General features: G+C 64.1%; 17 protein-coding genes and 1 pseudogene. 6 read left to right on the top strand and 12 right to left on the bottom strand.

Features of this window, described 5'->3' with window-relative positions:
* Nucleotides 1–2: 2 nt before the first annotated feature.
* Nucleotides 3–722: a ribonuclease activity regulator RraA gene (locus ACVWYI_RS01365; protein WP_456661014.1), complete on the top strand. Its 720-nt coding sequence runs from the start codon at nucleotides 3–5 to the stop codon at nucleotides 720–722.
* 183 nt (nucleotides 723–905) lie between these two features.
* Here the strand turns inward: ACVWYI_RS01365 and ACVWYI_RS01360 are convergent.
* Nucleotides 906–3,013: pseudogene (locus ACVWYI_RS01360) on the bottom strand (S9 family peptidase).
* A 172-nt stretch (nucleotides 3,014–3,185) separates the two neighbouring features.
* Here ACVWYI_RS01360 and ACVWYI_RS01355 point away from each other — a divergent pair.
* Both ACVWYI_RS01355 and ACVWYI_RS01350 read left to right on the top strand, forming a co-directional pair.
* The gene (locus ACVWYI_RS01355) at nucleotides 3,186–4,622 is read left to right on the top strand and encodes an MBOAT family O-acyltransferase (protein WP_456661013.1); all 1,437 of its coding nucleotides are present in this window, start codon (nucleotides 3,186–3,188) and stop codon (nucleotides 4,620–4,622) included.
* On the top strand, nucleotides 4,622–5,728 hold the full coding sequence (locus ACVWYI_RS01350) for a hypothetical protein (protein WP_456661012.1): 1,107 nt from the start codon (nucleotides 4,622–4,624) through the stop codon (nucleotides 5,726–5,728). The genes ACVWYI_RS01355 and ACVWYI_RS01350 overlap by 1 nt, the downstream gene beginning before the upstream one ends.
* 46 nt (nucleotides 5,729–5,774) lie before the next feature.
* On the opposite strand, the gene ACVWYI_RS01345 is transcribed toward ACVWYI_RS01350, so the two are convergent.
* From ACVWYI_RS01345 to ACVWYI_RS01335, 3 genes are all read right to left on the bottom strand, one after another.
* Nucleotides 5,775–6,962: a pyridoxal-phosphate-dependent aminotransferase family protein gene (locus ACVWYI_RS01345; RefSeq protein WP_456661011.1), complete on the bottom strand. Its 1,188-nt coding sequence runs from the start codon at nucleotides 6,960–6,962 to the stop codon at nucleotides 5,775–5,777.
* 161 nt (nucleotides 6,963–7,123) lie between these two features.
* The gene (locus tag ACVWYI_RS01340; protein ID WP_456661010.1) at nucleotides 7,124–7,864 is read right to left on the bottom strand and encodes a thermonuclease family protein; all 741 of its coding nucleotides are present in this window, start codon (nucleotides 7,862–7,864) and stop codon (nucleotides 7,124–7,126) included.
* Between the two features lie 129 nt (nucleotides 7,865–7,993).
* Entirely contained in the window at nucleotides 7,994–9,724 is a 1,731-nt protein-coding gene (locus tag ACVWYI_RS01335) for a hypothetical protein (RefSeq protein ID WP_456661009.1), read from the bottom strand.
* Between the two features lie 419 nt (nucleotides 9,725–10,143).
* On the opposite strand from ACVWYI_RS01335, the gene ACVWYI_RS01330 reads away from it, so the two are divergent.
* Entirely contained in the window at nucleotides 10,144–10,992 is an 849-nt protein-coding gene (locus tag ACVWYI_RS01330) for a caspase family protein (RefSeq protein WP_456647717.1), read from the top strand.
* A 166-nt stretch (nucleotides 10,993–11,158) separates the two neighbouring features.
* Here the strand turns inward: ACVWYI_RS01330 and ACVWYI_RS01325 are convergent, their stop codons facing one another.
* The 3 genes from ACVWYI_RS01325 to ACVWYI_RS01315 all read right to left on the bottom strand — a co-directional run bounded on the left by ACVWYI_RS01325 (nucleotide 11,159) and on the right by ACVWYI_RS01315 (nucleotide 13,741).
* Nucleotides 11,159–12,046 (bottom strand): efflux RND transporter periplasmic adaptor subunit, encoded by an 888-nt coding sequence (locus ACVWYI_RS01325; protein WP_456661008.1) that lies wholly within the window; start codon nucleotides 12,044–12,046, stop codon nucleotides 11,159–11,161.
* Nucleotides 12,047–12,364: 318 nt separating this feature from the next.
* Nucleotides 12,365–13,489 (bottom strand): lactonase family protein, encoded by a 1,125-nt coding sequence (locus tag ACVWYI_RS01320; RefSeq protein WP_456661007.1) that lies wholly within the window; start codon nucleotides 13,487–13,489, stop codon nucleotides 12,365–12,367.
* A 120-nt stretch (nucleotides 13,490–13,609) separates the two neighbouring features.
* Nucleotides 13,610–13,741 carry a hypothetical protein gene (locus ACVWYI_RS01315; RefSeq protein ID WP_256467631.1) on the bottom strand — a complete coding sequence of 44 codons (132 nt, stop codon included), beginning with the start codon at nucleotides 13,739–13,741 and terminating at the stop codon, nucleotides 13,610–13,612.
* Nucleotides 13,742–13,874: 133 nt separating this feature from the next.
* Between ACVWYI_RS01315 and ACVWYI_RS01310 the strand changes: the two genes are divergently transcribed.
* Together ACVWYI_RS01310 and ACVWYI_RS01305 are read left to right on the top strand one after the other, a co-directional pair.
* Nucleotides 13,875–14,051 carry a hypothetical protein gene (locus ACVWYI_RS01310; protein WP_247444589.1) on the top strand — a complete coding sequence of 59 codons (177 nt, stop codon included), beginning with the start codon at nucleotides 13,875–13,877 and terminating at the stop codon, nucleotides 14,049–14,051.
* A gap of 96 nt (nucleotides 14,052–14,147) precedes the next feature.
* Complete coding sequence (locus tag ACVWYI_RS01305; RefSeq protein WP_279666951.1) at nucleotides 14,148–14,270, top strand: hypothetical protein; 123 nt, start codon at nucleotides 14,148–14,150, stop codon at nucleotides 14,268–14,270.
* 29 nt (nucleotides 14,271–14,299) lie between these two features.
* Here the strand turns inward: ACVWYI_RS01305 and ACVWYI_RS01300 are convergent, their stop codons facing one another.
* The 5 genes from ACVWYI_RS01300 to ACVWYI_RS01280 all read right to left on the bottom strand — a co-directional run bounded on the left by ACVWYI_RS01300 (nucleotide 14,300) and on the right by ACVWYI_RS01280 (nucleotide 18,547).
* A complete protein-coding gene (locus tag ACVWYI_RS01300; RefSeq protein ID WP_247345139.1) occupies nucleotides 14,300–14,659 on the bottom strand; it encodes a hypothetical protein in 360 nt (119 codons plus the stop codon).
* Between the two features lie 214 nt (nucleotides 14,660–14,873).
* Nucleotides 14,874–15,791, bottom strand: coding sequence for an MBL fold metallo-hydrolase (locus tag ACVWYI_RS01295; protein ID WP_456661006.1), 918 nt, complete (start codon nucleotides 15,789–15,791; stop codon nucleotides 14,874–14,876).
* A 93-nt stretch (nucleotides 15,792–15,884) separates the two neighbouring features.
* On the bottom strand, nucleotides 15,885–17,090 hold the full coding sequence (locus ACVWYI_RS01290) for an NAD(P)/FAD-dependent oxidoreductase (protein WP_456661005.1): 1,206 nt from the start codon (nucleotides 17,088–17,090) through the stop codon (nucleotides 15,885–15,887).
* Between the two features lie 108 nt (nucleotides 17,091–17,198).
* The gene (locus ACVWYI_RS01285; RefSeq protein WP_456661004.1) at nucleotides 17,199–17,489 is read right to left on the bottom strand and encodes a hypothetical protein; all 291 of its coding nucleotides are present in this window, start codon (nucleotides 17,487–17,489) and stop codon (nucleotides 17,199–17,201) included.
* A gap of 98 nt (nucleotides 17,490–17,587) precedes the next feature.
* Nucleotides 17,588–18,547 (bottom strand): helix-turn-helix domain-containing protein, encoded by a 960-nt coding sequence (locus tag ACVWYI_RS01280; RefSeq protein WP_456661003.1) that lies wholly within the window; start codon nucleotides 18,545–18,547, stop codon nucleotides 17,588–17,590.
* Nucleotides 18,548–18,609 lie beyond the last annotated feature (62 nt).

Raw genomic sequence — 18,609 nt, 5'->3', positions numbered from 1 at the left:
GGATGACCAAACTTACCGAAGCCACCCGCACCAAGCTCAAATCCGTCTCCACCGCCACCGTCGCCACCGCCTTGTTCAAGCGCGGCCTGCGCATCCAGATGATCCAGGATGTGCACCCGCTCGGTGCGGATCAGCCGACCATGGTTGGTGAGGCCTTCACGCTGCGCTACATGCCGGCCCGCGAAGATCTCAACACCATCGACGTCTTCAGGGATCGCTCCCATCCGCAACGCAAGGCGGTCGAGGATTGTCCGGCGGGCAGCGTGCTGGTGATGGACAGCCGCAAGGACGCGCGCGCCGCTTCCGCCGGTGCGATCCTGGTGACGCGCTTGATGAAGCGCGGTGTCGCCGGCGTCGTCACCGACGGCGGGTTTCGCGACTCGGCCGAGATCGCAAAAATCGGTATCCCCGCGTATCACCATCGCCCGAGCGCGCCGACCAATCTGACGCTGCATCACGCGATCGAGATCAATGTGCCGATCGGCTGCGGTGATGCGCCGGTGTTTCCCGGCGACGTCATTCTCGGCGACAGCGACGGCGTGATCGTGATCCCCGCGCATCTCGCCGACGAGATCGCCAACGAAACCTTCGAGATGACCGCGTTCGAGGACTTCGTCACCGAGGAAGTCAACAAGGGCCGCGGCATTTTCGGACTCTATCCGGCCACCGATCCGCAGACGCTCACCGATTTTGCAGAATGGCGGAAGAAGAACGGGCGGTAGTTGGGCAGTAGATAGCACCACAATCACTCGTGTCGTCCCGGCGAAGGCCGAGACCCATACCCCAGGGAGAAGTTTGGCGAAGACTCGCAGTTAAGTGGCCTTCCCGCGGTACACGCACCGCACGCCATCGATAGCTCACGCGGTATGGGTCCTGCCCTTCGCCAGGAGGACGGCGGAGGTGGCTTACACCTCCGCCTCCACCATCCCCGCCGCCCACAGCGCGAACGCGTACACGATCGCGACTTCGTCGAGCCGGTTGAAGCGTCCTGAGGCGCCGCCGTGGCCGGCGCCCATGTTGGTGCGGAGTAACACCGGGCCGCCACCGCTCATCGTGGCGCGCAGGCGTGCGATCCATTTGGCGGGCTCCCAATAGGTCACGCGCGGATCAGTCAAGCCGCCCATCGCCAGGATCGCCGGATAGTCTTTCGCCGCGACATTGTCGTAAGGCGAGTAGGACAGGATGGTGCGAAAATCCTTCTCGCTCTCGATCGGGTTACCCCATTCCGGCCATTCCGGCGGCGTCAGCGGCAGCGTGTCGTCGAGCATGGTATTGAGCACGTCGACGAACGGCACTTCGGCCACGATGCCGGCGAACAATTCGCCGGCGCGGTTGGCCACCGCGCCCATCAGCATGCCGCCGGCCGAGCCGCCATGACCGACGATGCGCTTTGCGCAGGTGTACTTCGCGTCGATCAGCGCGCGGGCGCTGGCTGAGAAGTCGTCGAACGAATTGGTCTTCTTCTCGCGCTTGCCGTCGAGATACCAGCCCCAGCCCTTGTCGGCGCCGCCGCGGATATGTGCGATGGCGTAGACGAAGCCGCGGTCGACCAGCGACAGGCGGTTGGCGTTGAACGACGCCGGCATCGCCCATGCCGTAGGAGCCGTAACCGTAAAGCAGCAGCGGCGCCGAACCGTCGAGCTTCACCCAACGGCGATAGAGGATCGACACCGGAACCTCGGCGCCGTCATGCGCCTTCGCCATGATGCGCGTCGTGACGTAGTCGCTCGCATCGTGGCCCGACGGGATCTCCTGGCGCTTGCGCAGGGTGCGCGTGCGCTTGGTCATGTCATAGTCATAGACTTCCGACGGCGTCGTCATCGACGAATAGGCGAAGCGCAGCGTGGTCGTCTCGAACTCGTAGGAGCCCATCGTGTCGAGCGAATAGGCCGCCTCGTCGAAGGCGATGGCATGCTCCTCGTTCGATGCGAGATCGCGGATCACGATGGATGGCAGCGCGTTGGCGCGCTCCAGCCGCACCAGATGGCCGGCATAGAGATCGAGATCGATGATGTAGATACCCGGTCGATACGGGATCAAATCGCGCCAGTTCTTGCGCTCGGGTGAACTGAGCGGTGCAGTGACGATCTTTGAAGTCGATGGCGTCGTCGGCATTGGTGAGGATGAAGAGCTCGTCGCCGCGATCGCCGAGCGAATATTGCACGCCCTCCTCGCGCGCCGCGACCAGGCGCGGCGGTGCCTTGGGGTTGACGAGATCGATCAGTCGTTGCTCCGACGTCTCGTGATCGCCGCCGGCGATCACGCAGAAGCGGCCGCTGGTACTTTCGTGCAGATGGGTGAACCAGCCGGAATCCTGCTCCTCGTAGACGAGGGTGTCGTCGGCCTGCCTGGTGCCGAGCTTGTGCCGCCACACCTGCATCGGGCGGTGATTGTCGTCGAGCTTCACATAGAAGAACGACGTCGCGTCCTTGCTCCAGACCACGCCGCCGTCGGTCTCCTCGACGACGTCGTCAAGATCCTTTCCGGTTGCCCAGTCGCGCACGCGGATGGAGAAATATTCCGAGCCCTTGGTGTCGGCGCTCCAGGCTTGCAGCTTGTGGTCGTTCGAGTGCCGGCTGCCGCCGAATTTGAAATATGCGTGGTCCTTGGCGAGCGCATCGCCGTCGAGCACGATATGGCCCTCGCCGCCGTCGCGCGGCATGCGGCCGAACAGCTCGTGCTGGCCGCCTTCGCGGAACTTGCGGAAATAGGCGAACTCACCGTCCGGCGACGGCACGCTGGAATCGTCCTCCTTGATCCGCCCCCGCATCTCGCGCACCAGCGACTTCTGGAGGGCGGCGGTATGGCCGAGCAGGCTCTCAGTGTAGCCATTCTCTTCGTCGAGATATTTACGGATGTCGGGATCGAGCACCGCGGGATCGCGCAGCACCTCCTGCCATTTTTCGTCCTTCAGCCAGGCATAGTCGTCGGTCACGGTAATCCCGTGCTGCGTGATGGAATGCGGCCGGCGCGGGGCGATTGGGGGCTGGGAAGGTGTTTTGGCCTGTGTCACTCGATCCTCGTTCAGATGCGTGCTCCACCTTATATCGTCCCGATTCCGCGAATTGCCAGCGCCGCTGCGCCAAGGACTGCACCATCGGGTTGTTGACCGGCCGCTTGTATGCTTTAGGGGCCAAGTCCTTTAGTAGGACCAAGTCCTTTAGTCCCGCCTCCGGTCCAGGCCGATGCTGTTCAATTCCTATCCGTTCATCCTGCTGTTCCTTCCGGCCGCGCTGGCCGGGTATTTCTGGCTCGGGCGGCGCAGCAATCTGGCCCCGGTGATCTGGCTGGCGGCGGCCTCGCTCGCTTTCTATGCCATCGGCAACTGGCAGTTCGTTGCCCTGTTGCTGATATCGATCGCCTTCAACTACGGCGTCGGCCATCTCCTCATCGTGGCGAAGCTTACTCCGTCGCAACGAAAGACGGCTCTCGCGCTTGGCGTCGCCGGCGATCTCCTGGTGCTTGGCATTTTCAAATATGCCGGCTTCGCCGCCGAGAACATCAACGCGCTAACCGGGACGCACTTCGCGGTCCACATCCTGCTGCCGGTCGGTATCTCCTTCTACACGTTCACCCAGATCGCGTTCCTGGTTGACGCTTATCGCGGGCAGGTCGCGGCTTACGCCCTGCCGCACTACGCGCTGTTCGTGACATACTTCCCGCACCTGATCGCGGGACCGATCCTCCACCACAAGGACATGATCCCGCAATTCGAGCGGGAGGAAACCAAGCATCCGCATGCGCATCTCATTTTGTGCGGAATCATCATCTTTGCGATCGGCCTGTTCAAGAAGACATGCCTTGCCGACGGCATCCAGCCGCTGGTCGCGCTCGCCTTCGATGCGCGCGCGCCGAGTTTTGATCAGGCCTGGCTTGGCTCGCTCGCCTACACCTTCCAGCTCTATTTCGACTTCTCCGGCTATTCCGACATGGCGATCGGGATATCGCTGATGTTCGGCATCTTCCTGCCCGTCAATTTCAACTCGCCCTACAAGGCCACCAGCATCGTCGAGTTCTGGCGCCGCTGGCACATGACCTTGTCGCAATTCCTGCGCGACTATCTCTACATCCCGCTCGGCGGCAACCGCCACGGCCGCGTGCTGCGCTATGTCAATTTGATGATCACGATGCTGCTCGGCGGGCTCTGGCATGGTGCCGCCTGGACGTTCGTGGTGTGGGGCGCGCTGCATGGCGCTTATCTCTGCGTCAATCACGCCTTCAACGCGCTGGTGCCGAACATCCCCGGGGCTCTTGCGCGTCCGGTCCGGATCGCCGGGGCCGTACTCACTTTCCTTGCCGTCGTCGTTGCCTGGGTGTTTTTCCGTGCCGAGCGGGTCGACTGGGCGCTGCGGGTTCTCGGCGCCATGGCCGATCCGGCGAACGTCATCCTCGGCCGCGAGGAGATCGCGGCGCTGGCGCAGGTCACGATCTATGCCGCGCTGGTGTGGCTGGCGCCGAACACGCAAGGACTCATGGGATACGACCACGCCAACCGCAGGGTCGGAGAGGGCTTGATGGCGGGACGGATGCGGCCTCTGGTCCTCTATGGCGCGTCGCTGGTGCTTGCGTTCGGGATTTTGGGCATCCAGAGCCACAGCGAATTCATCTATTTCCGGTTCTGATGCGGGGCACGTTCACATATCCAGGGCGTCTTCTGCTCGCGAGCATCGCGTGCGTGCTCGGGGCGGCTGCGCTCATTTACGGCGTCGATCCGCTGCAACTGTTTCGGTCCGCGCGTCTCGTCGCACCCTTTTATTCGGACGACACGCGCGTGCAGAATGCCGGGCTGATCCGCAGCCAGTCGTTCGACACCGCCTTCATGGGCACCTCGCTCGCGATCCATTTTCGTCAGAGCGACATCGACCATGCGCTCGGCGTGCACTCGCTCAAGCTGGCGATGACCGGCTCCAATTCGCGCCAGCAGGGTTTTGTGCTGGAGCAGGCAATCGACCGCGGCGCAAAGCGCGTGATCTGGCAGATGGACGATTTTATTTTTGTCGATGCGGCTGACATCGAGACGGATCCTTATTTCTCCGTCGATCTCTATCGCGGGACGGCAAAGGGGATCGCGTCCTATCTTTTCAGCGCGGCGATGGCGAAGGAATCGCTGTTCGCGCTGCTGCGGTCGGTTCCGCCGTTGCGGCAGCCGCTGACCCGGGCCGCGCCGTTTCTCCCTGTCAAGTTCGCACTGCCTGACGTCGACGACATCTACGCGCTGCCGCGGGATTTCGACGTCGCCCGTGGCTACAATGCAGAGAAGGCGCTTGCCGCCTTCGCCTACATCACAAATCCCGTGCGCAGCCGCTTTCTCGGCGAAGGCTATGGCTACGACGCCATGGTGCGGCACTTCGAGCGCGATGCCGTGGGCCTGATCACGCGGCACCCAGACGTGACCTTCGACATCTACTTCCCGCCCTATTCAATCCTGCAATTCGTCGCGATGCGCGATGCCTCGCCTGCGACGCTGAAGATCGTCACCGATCTCACGGCGCGCGTGGCGGAGCGCCTCACGCAGCTTCCCAACGTTCGCCTTTACGATTTCCGCGCGATCAAGGAAGTCACGCACGACCTCAACAATTACGGCGACGTCATCCACCATTCGCCGGTCGTTGATGCGAAGGTGTTGAAATGGCTGGCGCGTGGGGAATATCGGGTCGATCCGAAGGCATCACTTGCATCGCTGGACGAGTTGAAGGCGCAGGTCGCCGCATATCGCGTGGAGCGCTGATCTTTCCTTCTCCCACAAGGAGAGAAGGGAGAGACGCGAAGCTGGCTTACACCGCCACCTCATCGCCAAGATACGCGACCGCCGCTTCGAGCCCGCCCTTGCCGTGCGGGATCTTCAGCGCGTTGAGACCGATCTCAATCACTCCCAGCGTGCCGAGCAGCATCGGGGCATTGACATGGCCCATATGGGCGATGCGGAAGGCTTTTCCGGTGAGGTCGCCGATGCCGTTGCCGAGCACGACACCGCATTTTTCCTTGCAATAGCTTTGCAGCACTGCCGGATCATGGCCGTTGCTCATGGTCACCGTGGTCACGGTGTTGGAACGCTCGCTGGCTTCGGCGATGTTGAAGCCGAGCACCTGGCCTTCCGACCATGCGCCGACGGCGCGGCGCGCGGCTTCGCCGAGCAGGCTGTGGCGGCGGAAGGCGTTCTCCAGCCCTTCCTCGTGCAAGAGGTCGATTGCCTGGCGCAGTGCGAACAGCAGATGCACCGGCGCGGTGCCGGCGTATTTGCGGTAATGCTCAGTGCCTTCGCGCTCGCTCCAGCTCCAATAGGGCGTCGCCATGTTGGCTTTCTTGTGCACCTCGAGTGCACGCGCATTGGCGGCGACGAAGCCGAGGCCGGGCGGCGTCATCAGGCCCTTCTGCGAGCCCGACATCGCGACGTCGATGCCCCATTTGTCCATCTCGAACGGCATGCAGCCGAGCGACGCCACGGTGTCGACCATGTACAGCGCCGGATGGCCACTCGCCTTGATCGCCTTGCCGATCGCCTCGATGTCGTTCTGCACGCCCGAGGCCGTGTCCACCTGGACGACGACGACGGCCTTGATCGCATGCTCCTTGTCGCGGCGCAGGCGCTCCTCGACCTCGTGCGGCCGTACCGCGCGGCGCCAGTCGCCCTTGAGCACCTCGACCTCGGCGCCCATCAGGGAAGCCGCATGGCCCCAACCGATCGCGAACCTCCCGCTCTCCAGCACCAGCACTTTTTCGCCGCGCGACAGCACGTTACTCAGCGCCGCTTCCCAGGCGCCGTGACCATTGGCGATGTAGATGTAGGACTTGCCCTTGGTCGCAAACAGTTTTGAGATGTCGCCGAGCAGGCTCTCGGTCAGATCGGTCATCTGTTTGGAGTAGATGTCGATCGCCGGACGATGCATCGCCCGCAGCACCTCGTCGGGCATATTGGTGGGCCCGGGGATGGCCAGAAATTCCCGGCCCGCGCGAACGGTCATTGCTATACTTCCTTGTGTCGTGAAGACGGTCTGGAGGTTGTTTTCTTCTTTTACGCGCCGCAGAAGCCCAAGAAAAGCACGTAAAACGCAGGTCTGGAGTGGTCTTTTGTTCTGAGCATGGTCTTGTCGGAAAGCCGCCTCACACTTTTCCGCACCATGCTCTATCTCTTGGTCTCGCGGCAGCCGGCGGCTTCCGCCTCTTCCACCGAGCAGAACCAGCGCGTGCCCTTGCTGATCTTCATCTTGATCTGCGCATACCAGCGGCTGGTCGGCTGGTGATAGATGCACTCGCCGCCGCTGTTGACGTTGCCCTTGATGGTGCAGTCCGGCGAGGGCGCGACCGGTCCCGAGGCCGAAGCGAGCAGGATCGCATGCGCGCCCTCGGGCGGCTTTGTGGCGCCCAATATCGTGGTCTTCTTGTTGCGCACGCGCCAGTCCCAGGGCGCGATGAAGGCGCCCTGCCACATCCCGGCTTTTGCCTCCCGCGCGGCTGCCTCATCGGGTTCGTAATCGTGAGAGATGCGGGTATAGGCCAGCGCCCAGCCGGTGCGAACCAGCCATTTCTGGATGTCTTCGCCGCCGACATCGCAGCGCGCCACGGTGCGGCCGCGCCGGTCGATCGACCGCGCATGGCAGACCCAGCTCTTGCCCTCGGTGTATTTGGCGAGCTCGTCGCGGGCCGCGATGCCGCAGGTCCAGCGCTCGCCCTTGGTGTTGAGGCAGAGCTGGTCGACCGCGGGCGCGTCGATGCCGCCGAGCCGGATCCGCGTGTTGCCGATCACGACTGCGTCGCCGGCGCGGACTTTTGCGGTGCCGGTGATGTCGGCGGCCTCAGCCGGCGACGGCAAGCCGGGCAAGGATAAGGCGAGCAGTGACAGCGCAATCAGAAATTTTCGCAACATGCCGGTCCGCGTGTGATGAAAATTGCGATAGATCTCGCGATTGTGGTCGGCTTTTGTCCGCCCGGCCAGCGTTTGCCTGGCAGACGGGCTTTCAACTTCCCGTCATTGCGTCCGGGGCACGAGACCATCTCACCCTCGTCCCGCCATCGCCCGCTTGGCCACCGCCAGCCCCATCAGCACGAACGCCGACGTCACCTCAGGCCCACCGACCAAAATCCGCGTCGGCGTCTTCATCTTGTTCCACTCATAGGCGCGAAACGGGCCGCGGCGGCCGCCTTCGCCCAAGCTCGCGACGATCACGTTCAGCGCCGGCGCAAAGGCGCGCGGGTCGGCGCCGAGATGGCCGAGCGCGATCAGCGCCAGCGCCGCGTCGAACACGTTCATCTCGGCGGCCATCAGCTCGCCCTGGACGTAGGAGAGCACGCGGTGACGGATGAAATCGAAATCGCCATCGGGATCGACCGCGGCCTGCGCCGCCAGCGGCAGCGCCAGGAACGCTGCGTAGCAGCGGCCGAAATAGGCACTGTAGAGCTCCGGCAGGTAATAGATGTGTGAGCGCGGATTGGCGAAGGCGCCGCTCGCGGCAAGCCGCTTCTGAAAGCCGATGATGCGATGCACGGTGGCGAGCCGCGCCGGCGTCTCCAATACTTTCCAGCGCGCGAGGTTGCGAAAGCTGACCTCGAGAATGTCGAGATTGAGTGTCGGATCGAGATCGTTGCCGTAGGGCCGCTCGCCCTCGAGATTGTCGATCCAGGTCGCGACCCCGCCCTCATAGTCGATATTGTCGTTGATCGGCACGGTCACGCGTGGCTCGTTGACGCCCGCGCGCACCTGGTAGCCGGCGTAGAAATCCAGCAGCGGCTGGTCGAGGATCGGATCGGTGCAGCCGGCCTGCGTCGCCGCGGAGATCGAGCAGGCCGTGGTGTCGCAATCCGGCACGTAGACGCCGAAACCGAGGTCCTGCTTGATCTGGGCGAAGTAGCGCGAAAAGCGCGGATGCGGCGCGGGCGCCAGCGCGGTGATGACGTTGAACCGTGCGCCATCGAGGCCCTCGACTTCCTCGCGGCTGATGTTGACGCAAAAATCCACCATGTCGGCGATCGCGCGCTCAGCCGCCATCTTGTCGGTGGACGAGGCGAGCCCGGTCTCGACGTAACTCAACAGCGCCTCGATGAAGAACGCGTCGTAATAAGCCGAGCGGTGGCGGATCTGCACCGGCTCCCACATCGGCTCGGCGATGCCGGTCCAGGGCGGATTGACGACCGCGCGCGCCGGCGAGCGCGCAATGAAGACGCGGGCGAGATTGAACAGCAGCGAGGAGTTCTTGTAGCCGCGCGCGTTGAGGCCCGTGAGCGCCATGGTCAGCTCGCGCCCGCGGAAATCAGGATCGCCGATCAGGTTGAACGCGGCGTAGGTCGGCAGAAAGCCATTTTTGCGGTACGAGCCGAGCAGATGCTGCGCGCAGTCGCGGATCACGCCGTCGATCTGCGATTGTTGCGGCATAGCGCCCGTGAACATGGCCGGCGGCGGCTTGGGATGATCCAGCGCGATGCTGTCGACGAGATCGGCGACGGGCTGGCCGACCGCCGCCCAATCGGGCTCGGCCTCGTCGCGGGCGCGAACCAGCGCCTCGCGCAGCCGGGCCAGTTTCGCTTCGTCGCGCAGCTCGGGCACGCCCGCGCGTCGCAGCAGCACCCGCAATGCGGGATTGCCGAGCGCGGTCTTGTAGAACTTGGCCAGATGCGGATCGCCGCTGGCCGCAACAGACAATACGGGATCGCAGACGTCATAAAGCGAGGGGCCGTCCTTCCGCGCTGTCAGCGCCCGGCAGGCGGCGCCGGCAAAATATTGAAAGCTCATGAAATACCTGGTCGCCGGAATTTGGCCGGGGGCCGGCCGGCACGCTCCCAGCCGCGCACCACCCCCTGCAACTCGTTGAAAAAGCTACCCGGATTCGCAGGAAATACAAATGTGATAGCGGTCACAGAAAGAGCCGGCACGAAGTCTGCATAATCAAGCTCCGGAAGGCTACGGGGACGCAAAAAAATCACACATTGGGCGATGGAAATTAACTAATATCTTCAGCGGTTTAGCTCAAGTTTTGCGCAATCTATTGCCGGGGAGGCAATATCCGGTTAAAGGTTTGTTTGGTGCGGCGCCGCAAGTTGCGCGCAATTCGGGGGCACACCCCGGCCAACCCCTCAAACCTAAAGACGCTATCGCGCTACTCAAACAATGTGCGCGTGCTTGGCTGGTCTTTGGCACAGGAACGAACCGAGATGAATGTAACGCAGCTCGACCTTTCCCGACGCACGATCGCCGTCGCCGCAGCCCTCATCGGCACGGTGTCGCTCGTGATCGGCGCCCATGCTGCCCTCAATATGCGTACGCTCGATGCCGCCAAGGCCATCTCGACCGACCAGGTCACCGGCTCGATCGGCCAGACCTCGCGTCTCGCGCTTGTCATCGGCAATGGACATTACCCGGACGCCAGCGCGCCGCTGACGCAGTCGATCAACGACGCCCGCGCGCTGTCCTCGTCGCTGCGCAAGAGCGGCTTTGACGTCGACATGGTGGAAGACGCAACCAGGGACGACATGGTCCGCGCCGTCAATCGCCTGAAGTCCCGGATCAAGCGCGACACCGTCGTCATGCTGTTCTTCGGCGGCTACGGCGTAGAGGCCGGCCGCCAAAGCTACATGTTGCCGGTCGATGCCGTGATCTGGAAGGAAAGCGATGTCCGCCGCCAGGGCGTTTCCATCGACGGCGTGCTCGACATGATGAAGGAGCAGGGCGCCAAGGCCAAGCTCGTCGTGGTCGACGCTTCCCGCCGCAATCCCTATGAGCGCCGCTTCCGCTCGTACAGCCACGGCCTCGCGCCGATCACCGCGCCCGACAACGCGCTGATCCTTTCCTCGGCTTCGCCCGGCAAGGTCGTCGACGACGGCAAGGGCGAGCACAGCGTGCTGGTCAGCGAGTTCCTCACCAATCTCAATGCGCAGGGCAGCGCCGAGAGCGTCTTCAACAAGACCCGCGTTGCCATCTCCCGTGCGAGCGAAGGCGACCAGGTCCCGTCGGTCTCTTCCTCGCTGCTCGAAGATATCCATTTCGGCGAAGCCGGCGGCTAGTTTTTCTTAGGTTCTGCCAAGTCTCGTGCCCCGGACGCGGCGCATCATGCAATGATGCGACGCTGAGCCGGGGCTTGGTTTTTTAGGCTATCGCCTGGACGAGAGATGGGTCCCGGCTCTGCGCAGCAGCATTACACGCTGCAGCGCGTCCGGGACTATAGCAACCCTACTTCGCAGCTTCCGCGGCCATCACCGGGCGCACGGCATCGCCTTCGCGCAACAGCGCACCGGCGCGGGCGACGACGACATCGCCTTCGTTGAGGCCGTCGCGGACCTCGATATTGCCGCCCGACATCAGTCCGACCTCGACGCGCTTGGTCTCGACGCGGTTGCGGCGGATCACCTGCACGACGGTGCCGGCGGAGGAATATTGCACCGAGGTCAGCGGCACCGCGACGTTGCAGCTCTGTCCGGACTTGATCAGCGCGCGCCCGCTCGCATTCAGCAACAGCCGCTTCTGCGAGGAGATGCCGATATAGACGATGCCCTGCTGGATGTTCGGCTCGACGGTCGGGCCGATGCGGCGCACCTTGCCGTCGATATCTCCGGCGCCGGCGATGCGCACGGTCGCCTGCTGGTTGACCGCGAGCTTGCGCATATCGGTGGTCGCGACGAGGCCGACGAGATCGTATTCGCTGCGCGCCACGATGGTGAACAGCGCCTCGCCCTTGGCCGAGGCGAGGTTGCCGATCTGCGCGGTCGACGTCGCGATCACGCCCGCAACAGGGGCGGTGACCTGAAGCGTGCCACCCTCGGGCAGCGCCAGCCGCGCCAGCACTTGGCCTGCGGTGGTGGTTTCGCCGGCTTCCGCCAGCACTTCCGTCACCTTCAGGCGGGGCCGCTCGGGCCGCACGGAGCTTTCCTCGCGCGCGACGATCGTGCCGGTGGCCTCGACGATGTCGGAGAAACAGGATTTTGCGACCTTCAGCACCGTGACTGCCGGTCCCTTGGGCGCGTCGTCATCGGCGGCAGGCGCGGGCTGGGCGGACAGCAACAGCAGTCCGGTGAGCGCAACGAAATGCTGGGAAAAAGAACGCGCAGGCAATGAACGCATCGGTCATTCCGGTTGGGGCCTTGATGGCCTCATCGATAACAGAAGCAACCGCGGCAGACCATGGGCCGGCCGGATGAGAATGCCGCAGCAGCACGGGCGGCGCGTTGCCGCCCGTTGAATTAGTCTTCGGGACCGACGCCAAGGTTCGCTGTCTTCCCCCCATCCCTGCGGCCATCCTTCGAGACGCCCGCCTGGCCCTCAGGATGAGGTCGTGCTTCGCGGCGAGATATCAGACCCTCATGGTGAGGAGCCCGCCAAAGCGGGCGTCTCGAACCATGCAGGCCGAACTCATCCCGCAGCCTCCAAAGGTGAGCAATCTCACGGCAGGCTCAAGAACTCCACCCAGTTCGGCTTCTTGCCGGTGGCGTAGGATTTCAGCTTGGTCAGCGCGCCGCCGCTCTGGTCGATGGCATAGACCGTCATGCTGTCGGAGAGTTCGCCGACGGCGGCGAGGTAGCGCCCCGAGGGATCGATGTGGAAGCCGCGCGGCTGCTTCTCGGTCGGCACGCTGCCGATCGTGGACAGCTTGCCGCTTGTTGCATCGACCTTGTAGGCGGTGAGCGTGTTGGTGGTGCGATCGGAAGCGTAGAGGAAACGGCCGTCGGGGGTGATGTGAATGTCTGCCGCCCAGGGCTTTCCCGAAAACCCCTCCGGCAGCGCGGTGGTGCGCTGGATCTCGTCCCATGCGCCGCTCTTGGCTTCGTACGCGAACGCCGCGACGTCGCCGTTCAGCTCGTGGATGAGATAGACGAACTTGCCGTTGGGGTGGAATACGAAATGTCGCGGCCCCGATTTCTCCGGCACCTTGTGGGCCGGCGGATCGCTCGGCGTGAGCGTACCGGTCATGGCATCGAACGCGAAGGCCAGCACCTGGTCGGAGCCGAGATTGGTCGCGAACACGAAGCGGTTGTCGGGCGAGGGCAGGAAGGCGTGCGCATTCAGCCCGGTCGGGATCACCTGCTTCGGCTCGCCCGCGACGCCATTGGCGTTGAGCGGATTCAGCGCGACCTTGTTGCCGCCATAGGAGGCGCTGAACAGGAACTTGCCGCTGCGGTCGAGGGCGATATTGGCCATGCTGTCGGCGAGCGGCCCGTTGCCGATATGGCTGAGCTGACCCGTCTTGGGATCGATTGCAAAGCTCGCCGCAACGAACGGCTGCGAGCGGACGCCCGCAATCAGCACGCGGTGGTCGGGTGTGATCGCGAGCGGCGTCGAGGAGCCGGGCTTTTCGACGCCGGTGAAGGCGGCCGTCTGCACGGGAACCATCTCGCCGCTCTCAGCCATCTTGAACACGCTGATGTCGTTGCTGTCGGCATTGCCGACATAGGCGAAGGTCTCGGCCATGCCGGCGCGGACTCCAGAAATGAGGGTGAGGAAAGCGAGGGTGGTGGCGATCGCAGTGCGGGGCGCGCGGGATGCGACGCGTCGGGCCGGTCTCAACATGGGGTCCTCCTGAAAGCCGGTGCGGCAGTGTCGTTTTGTCGCGAGGATAGCGGCAGCCGCCCCGCCGCACCAAATTCCAATTGGGATTGATCGATGCCGAAATGGTATCGGTGGGGAGGTCTACCGCACCGCCGCCGTGCGGGAGGGCAGATGCCGGCCGGGCGGAGGTTTGGGCGACCCGAGCACGGTCCACACGGTGACCGCGAGCAGCGCGCAGGTCAGGATCGTCCGGACGATGAGTGGTTTCCGCATCAGGCCGAATCCGTCCCTCAAATGAATGCCCCCTGGGGCGCGCCTTGCGATCGTGCACTGCAAACCGCGGCAATCCTATGAACTCGTTCACAGGCGGAAACGAACCAATGCCGCGCCAGCGCATTGAACGGGCATGCCCCGCGAAAACGATCTCGAAGGTAAGCCCGACATGGGCGGCAAGCATGGCGGCGAAGCCGGCCAGCCCGAGCCGCCGCCGCGCCCGCATCAAGGCGAGCGCGATGAGGATGTCGTGGCAAAGCGCCACACCGGTCAAACCGATCGCAACTCGGTGCCGACCAAACCAGAATAGCGCCCCGCCCGCACCGCACTTGCATTTGGAACAGCAGCCTCGCCTTTCCGTTGTCCGGATCCCGCGGGCTGAGGAGATCGAAACGGAGGCTGGCACGTGTTTTGGATTTATTGGGACACCGCCTGGTCGCTCATCATCAGCGGCATCATGTTCGCCACCATCGTCACCCATCCCGACGCGGAGTTCGCCGAGATCCGGGCGGCCAAGCAGGCGAAGTAAGCCCGCATCCTGCGAAATTTCCTGAACCCTCAAATCATGCTGCCGGGCATGAAGCAGCGGATCTTGGCGCGTCCGTTGATATAATACGGCCAGACCATGGTGCGGCCGGCACGGTTCGGCTCGGTGATCACGGCGTCGTCGGGCACCTCGATCCAATCGCCCATTAGCCTGACGCGATAATGTCCGTTTTGCGTGTCCCAATCGACGTCGTCGAGGGCGGTGCCGTCGGCGTCGGCACAGCAGGCGCCGCCGCCCTTGCTGTGCAGGCCCTCGAACCAGCCCTTGAGGGGAGAGTTTGCGTAGCGACCGTCGTCGCGGGCTTCCACGTAAGGCCCAATCAAGGCGGCAACCGCTACGAGCGTGATGATCCTGAAAGTCGCGATTGCCATATCGCCTCGCTCGATCTCGCGCGCGCGCAGGAGCGCAGACGGGGAGCCGCCTGCGCTGCGCGTGACGCAATGCCGACTGACGCCCGCCGATCGGGTTCCAGCCATCTCAGCGGAGCGATAACCGCGAGGTCCGACGTTTGATCCTATTTTCAAGGGCGCGAACTCATCGATGATATGAGTCCGCGCCCTGCGTTGATGCTAATCCGGCAAGCGTTCAGTAGTCCCAGAACACCGGAACCCAACGAAAGGCGTCGCCGTCCACCGCGACCCGGCCCACGGACGGGAACGGCAGGTGCGTGGCCACCAGCATCTCGCCGGTCTTGGCGAGCTCTCGCAAGAGATTGATGCGTACGCGCGCGGCATCCTCGGGATCGTGTTCGAAACCGTTGTGCCAGTCCGGTTGTTCGAACCCGACGGCAAACACGGCGTCGCCGGCGAATGTCAGCGCATCATCGCCGGACGCCATGCGAACCACGCTGTGTCCGGGGGTGTGACCGCCGGTGCGACGGGCGATGACGCCGGGCGCAACCTCGTGCTCGTCATCGAACAGCCGCAGCCGAGGGCCGAACTCCTTCACGAACCGCTTGGCGGTCGCTCGAAGCGCGTCCGGGAATCCTTCCGGCATGGCAGTGCGGGAAAAATCTGGCGCTTCCCAGAATTTGACCTCGGCAGCCGCGACGTGGATCCGCAGGTCTTTACACAGTTGCTCCTTCACCCCGTCGACCAGCAGCCCGCCGATGTGGTCCATGTGCAAATGGGTGAGCACCAGATCGGTCACCGACGAAAGATCGATGCCGGCGGCCGCCAGTCGCTTGATCAACTGCCCGGCGCGCGGCAAGTTCAAGTTCGGGTCCGATCCCAGTCCGGCGTCGATGAGGATGGTCTTGCCGCCGCTGCGGACCATCACCGCGTTCAGCGCCCAGTCGAAAGCGTCCTGCGGCAGGAACATGTCGTGCAACCAGGTCGCCCGGACGGCCGGGTCGGCGTTGTGGGCCAACATCGTGGTTGGCAGCGGCAGCACGCCATCGCTGACCACCAGCACGTCGATCTCGCCGATCTTCAGCGCGTAGCGCGAGGGAACGAGCTCTTCGGGCCCCGATGACACGGGATATGAGGTATTGTGCAGATTCATGTGGGTCTCCTGTTTCAAAGGTAGAGTTTCCGGCTGGTCTTGGTTGAGCAGGCCGCACGGCCAGGAACGTGCAGTCGTCATCGCTTGGTGCGTCTAGAGCTCAGTCACGCGCTCCGGATCGGCCGACGCGAGCGCGGCGGCGCGCTCGGCCTTCGGCGGGTAGATCCAGACAGTGTTGATCTCCTGCTTGGTCTTCTTGGCGGTCTCGCCGACCATCTCGACCTCGCGCTCCCATCCACGCGTGAACAGCGCGCCGGCTTCGCCGAGGTCGAGGCAGGTCACATAGGCCTTCTGGTGATAGGGCCTGGTCGGCACGCCCAGCAGCTCTGCCGCGGCGTTGTTGCCGGCAAAGGCGCCCATCCGCGTGGCGTGCTGACACGACATCAGCGCGTGATTGCCCTCGTCGTCGCAGGCGGCGCGCGCAGCATCGCCGGTGGCGAAGACGCCCGCGACACCGGGCACGCGCAGATCGCGGTCCACCAGCAGACGGCCGAAATTGTCGCGCCCGGCAGGTATCTGCGCGGTCAGTGGCGCGGCGCGAATGCCCGCCGCCCAGATCACGGTCTCGGTTTCGATGTGCTCGCCATTCGACAGCGTCACGCCGGATCGATCGAGCGAGGCCACACCGGCGCCGAGCCGTGTCTCCACGCCGACCTTGCGCAGGGCTTCCTCGATGATGGGGCGAGCGCCCTCGCCCATGTCAGGCGCGATCGCAATATTGCGCTCGACGATGATGATGCGGGGCTTGGCATCCTTGCCGAAGATATCGCGCAACCGCGCCGGCATCTCCGTGGCCGCTTCAATGCCGGTGAAGCCGCCGCCGGCGACCACCACCGTCTCGCGTCCGTTCACGGCGGGCCGCTTCGCAAGACCGTGCAGATGCTTGTCGAGCGCGACCGCCTCGTCGAGCGTATCGACGCTGAAGCCGTGTTGGGCGAGGCCCGGAATGTTCGGACGGAACAGCCGGCTGCCGGTGGCCACGACAAGGCGATCGTAGGAGAGCGTCTTGGTGGCGCCCTTGGCGGTGGCGATCTCCACCGTTCGGGCTTCGGTGTTGATGGTCTCGGCGCTGCCTTGCACATAGGCGACGTCGATCGACTCGAGCACATCGAGCAGGGGCGCCGTCAGGGTCTCGGGCTTCGCTTCATAGAGCCGCGGGCGAACCACGAGCGTGGGCGCGGGGGCAACCAGTGCGATCTCGAGCTGCTCTGGCGAGACGCCCTGGATCTCGCGCTGACGCGCCGCGGAAAGGGCGGCGTACATGCCGGCGAAGCCGGCACCGATGATAATGATTCGCATGAATTTGCTCCTTGTTGTTTCGCTTTTCGAAAGTCCGCGCGCGACCGCGTTGCTGCGTTGAAGGCAGCGTCCGGCAGCGGCACGAAGAGATGAAGTCGATGGCTGGTCTTAAGGCGCCATGCAGCGTTGCAGCGGCGAACGCGGCGGCAAGCTGTAGCGAAGGACGAGCGGCTGAGGCTCCATTGCACCCCAGTCCTGATAGGGCAGGCTGGGGCCATTTCGGGTCATGATGGAAACCAGCGGATGCGTCGGGTGCATCGAGTACGCCGGAATTTCCACCTCCTCGCCCGTCGCCGACGTGAAGCGAACGGCCAGCGAGAGTCCGTACAAGGTCGCGGTCGCGAGGCTTCGGCGGCGTGATGCGATCAGCTGGCGGGTGACGAAGTTTTTCCAGGTCATCTTTGGTCTCCCTCGATTGGTCTGGACATGGTGATGATGTACCCGACCCGATTTGCCGCTGCCCCAGCGCGATTGCCGTCCCTGTCGAGGGATTGCTGCTAACGCACGCGCCTGCGCCAATCGCTCGGCGTTTCGCCCGTCAGCTTCTTGAATGCCGCGGCGAAGGCGGTCTGCGAGGAATAACCGAGTGCAGCGGCGACCGAGACGACCGATTCGTCGCTCTCCCGCAGCATGTTCATGGCTTGCTCGAGCCGGTGCTGGCGCAGCCAGGCATGCGGCGAGAGCCCGGTGCTCTCCTTGAAAGACCGGCAGAAATGGAAACGCGACAGACCTGCGTCGTATGCAAGCGCCGAGAGCGAAACATCCGCATCGCTGTCAGAACGCAGGCGTTCGATCGCCCGGCGCAGGACCGCCGGCGAAAGGCCGCCGATAATCGGCTGCAGCGTGGCCGGCACGCCGGCATGGGCGGCCAACAGGCGCGTCGCGAGAAGATCCGTCAATTGCTGCCTGAACAGCGTGTCCAGTGTGGCGCTGCCTTCGAGCGAGTCGGCCGCGCTCAGGAGCAATCGGGACGTGATGGCGTCGGGATGCCCGGTTCTTTCCAGCAGATCGTCAGGGCTTGCCGTGTTGGCTTCGTCGGCGATGCGCAGAAGCGTCCGTTGCGGAAGATAGAGCTGAACGACATGCAAGGGCCGGTGGATGTCCCAACGGGACGTCGAGCCGGCCGGAATGATCGTCACGACACCGGCACGCGCCGTCGCAATTGCAGCCGTTTTTCCCGTGCGCCGTTCCAGCGCCTGCGAGCCGGCGGGATAAGCCATGATGACGTGATCGGCCATCGGCTCGACAATGTCGTGCAGCGCCTCGTGTTTCCAATAGGCGATGGCGCCGCTTTGAGAATCGGAGGCCATGCGAAGCGGCTGCGTCTTGAGGACGCGCGCCATCTCCAGATTGGCAGCGCGCCGCTCGCATGTCGAACTGTCGTCCGGTTGCACGTCCGGCGCGGGTGGTAAACTTTTGTGCGGGGGATTGCGCATGAGTGCGCTGCTTCCGATCATGGCGTGGCTCCTCCTGATCGCCTCAGGATTCCGACCAATCGTCCGTATTCGTACGGGTCGGC

The sequence above is a fragment of the Bradyrhizobium sp. LB13.1 genome, assembly GCF_054056815.1.
The sequence above is the reverse complement of the archived record's forward strand: the minus strand, read 5'-3'. Positions and strand labels throughout refer to the sequence as shown.

Coding starts and splice junctions, on each gene's coding strand:
- ACVWYI_RS01295 (WP_456661006.1), bottom strand. CDS start 15,791: ATGAATCTGCACAATACCTCATATCCCGTGTCATCGGGGCCCGAAGAG.
- ACVWYI_RS01300 (WP_247345139.1), bottom strand. CDS start 14,659: ATGGCAATCGCGACTTTCAGGATCATCACGCTCGTAGCGGTTGCCGCC.
- ACVWYI_RS01355 (WP_456661013.1), top strand. CDS start 3,186: ATGCTGTTCAATTCCTATCCGTTCATCCTGCTGTTCCTTCCGGCCGCG.
- ACVWYI_RS01310 (WP_247444589.1), top strand. CDS start 13,875: ATGCCCCGCGAAAACGATCTCGAAGGTAAGCCCGACATGGGCGGCAAG.
- ACVWYI_RS01330 (WP_456647717.1), top strand. CDS start 10,144: ATGAATGTAACGCAGCTCGACCTTTCCCGACGCACGATCGCCGTCGCC.
- ACVWYI_RS01290 (WP_456661005.1), bottom strand. CDS start 17,090: ATGCGAATCATTATCATCGGTGCCGGCTTCGCCGGCATGTACGCCGCC.
- ACVWYI_RS01365 (WP_456661014.1), top strand. CDS start 3: ATGACCAAACTTACCGAAGCCACCCGCACCAAGCTCAAATCCGTCTCC.
- ACVWYI_RS01285 (WP_456661004.1), bottom strand. CDS start 17,489: ATGACCTGGAAAAACTTCGTCACCCGCCAGCTGATCGCATCACGCCGC.
- ACVWYI_RS01350 (WP_456661012.1), top strand. CDS start 4,622: ATGCGGGGCACGTTCACATATCCAGGGCGTCTTCTGCTCGCGAGCATC.
- ACVWYI_RS01325 (WP_456661008.1), bottom strand. CDS start 12,046: ATGCGTTCATTGCCTGCGCGTTCTTTTTCCCAGCATTTCGTTGCGCTC.
- ACVWYI_RS01340 (WP_456661010.1), bottom strand. CDS start 7,864: ATGTTGCGAAAATTTCTGATTGCGCTGTCACTGCTCGCCTTATCCTTG.
- ACVWYI_RS01320 (WP_456661007.1), bottom strand. CDS start 13,489: ATGTTGAGACCGGCCCGACGCGTCGCATCCCGCGCGCCCCGCACTGCG.
- ACVWYI_RS01345 (WP_456661011.1), bottom strand. CDS start 6,962: ATGACCGTTCGCGCGGGCCGGGAATTTCTGGCCATCCCCGGGCCCACC.
- ACVWYI_RS01280 (WP_456661003.1), bottom strand. CDS start 18,547: ATGATCGGAAGCAGCGCACTCATGCGCAATCCCCCGCACAAAAGTTTA.
- ACVWYI_RS01335 (WP_456661009.1), bottom strand. CDS start 9,724: ATGAGCTTTCAATATTTTGCCGGCGCCGCCTGCCGGGCGCTGACAGCG.
- ACVWYI_RS01315 (WP_256467631.1), bottom strand. CDS start 13,741: ATGCGGAAACCACTCATCGTCCGGACGATCCTGACCTGCGCGCTGCTC.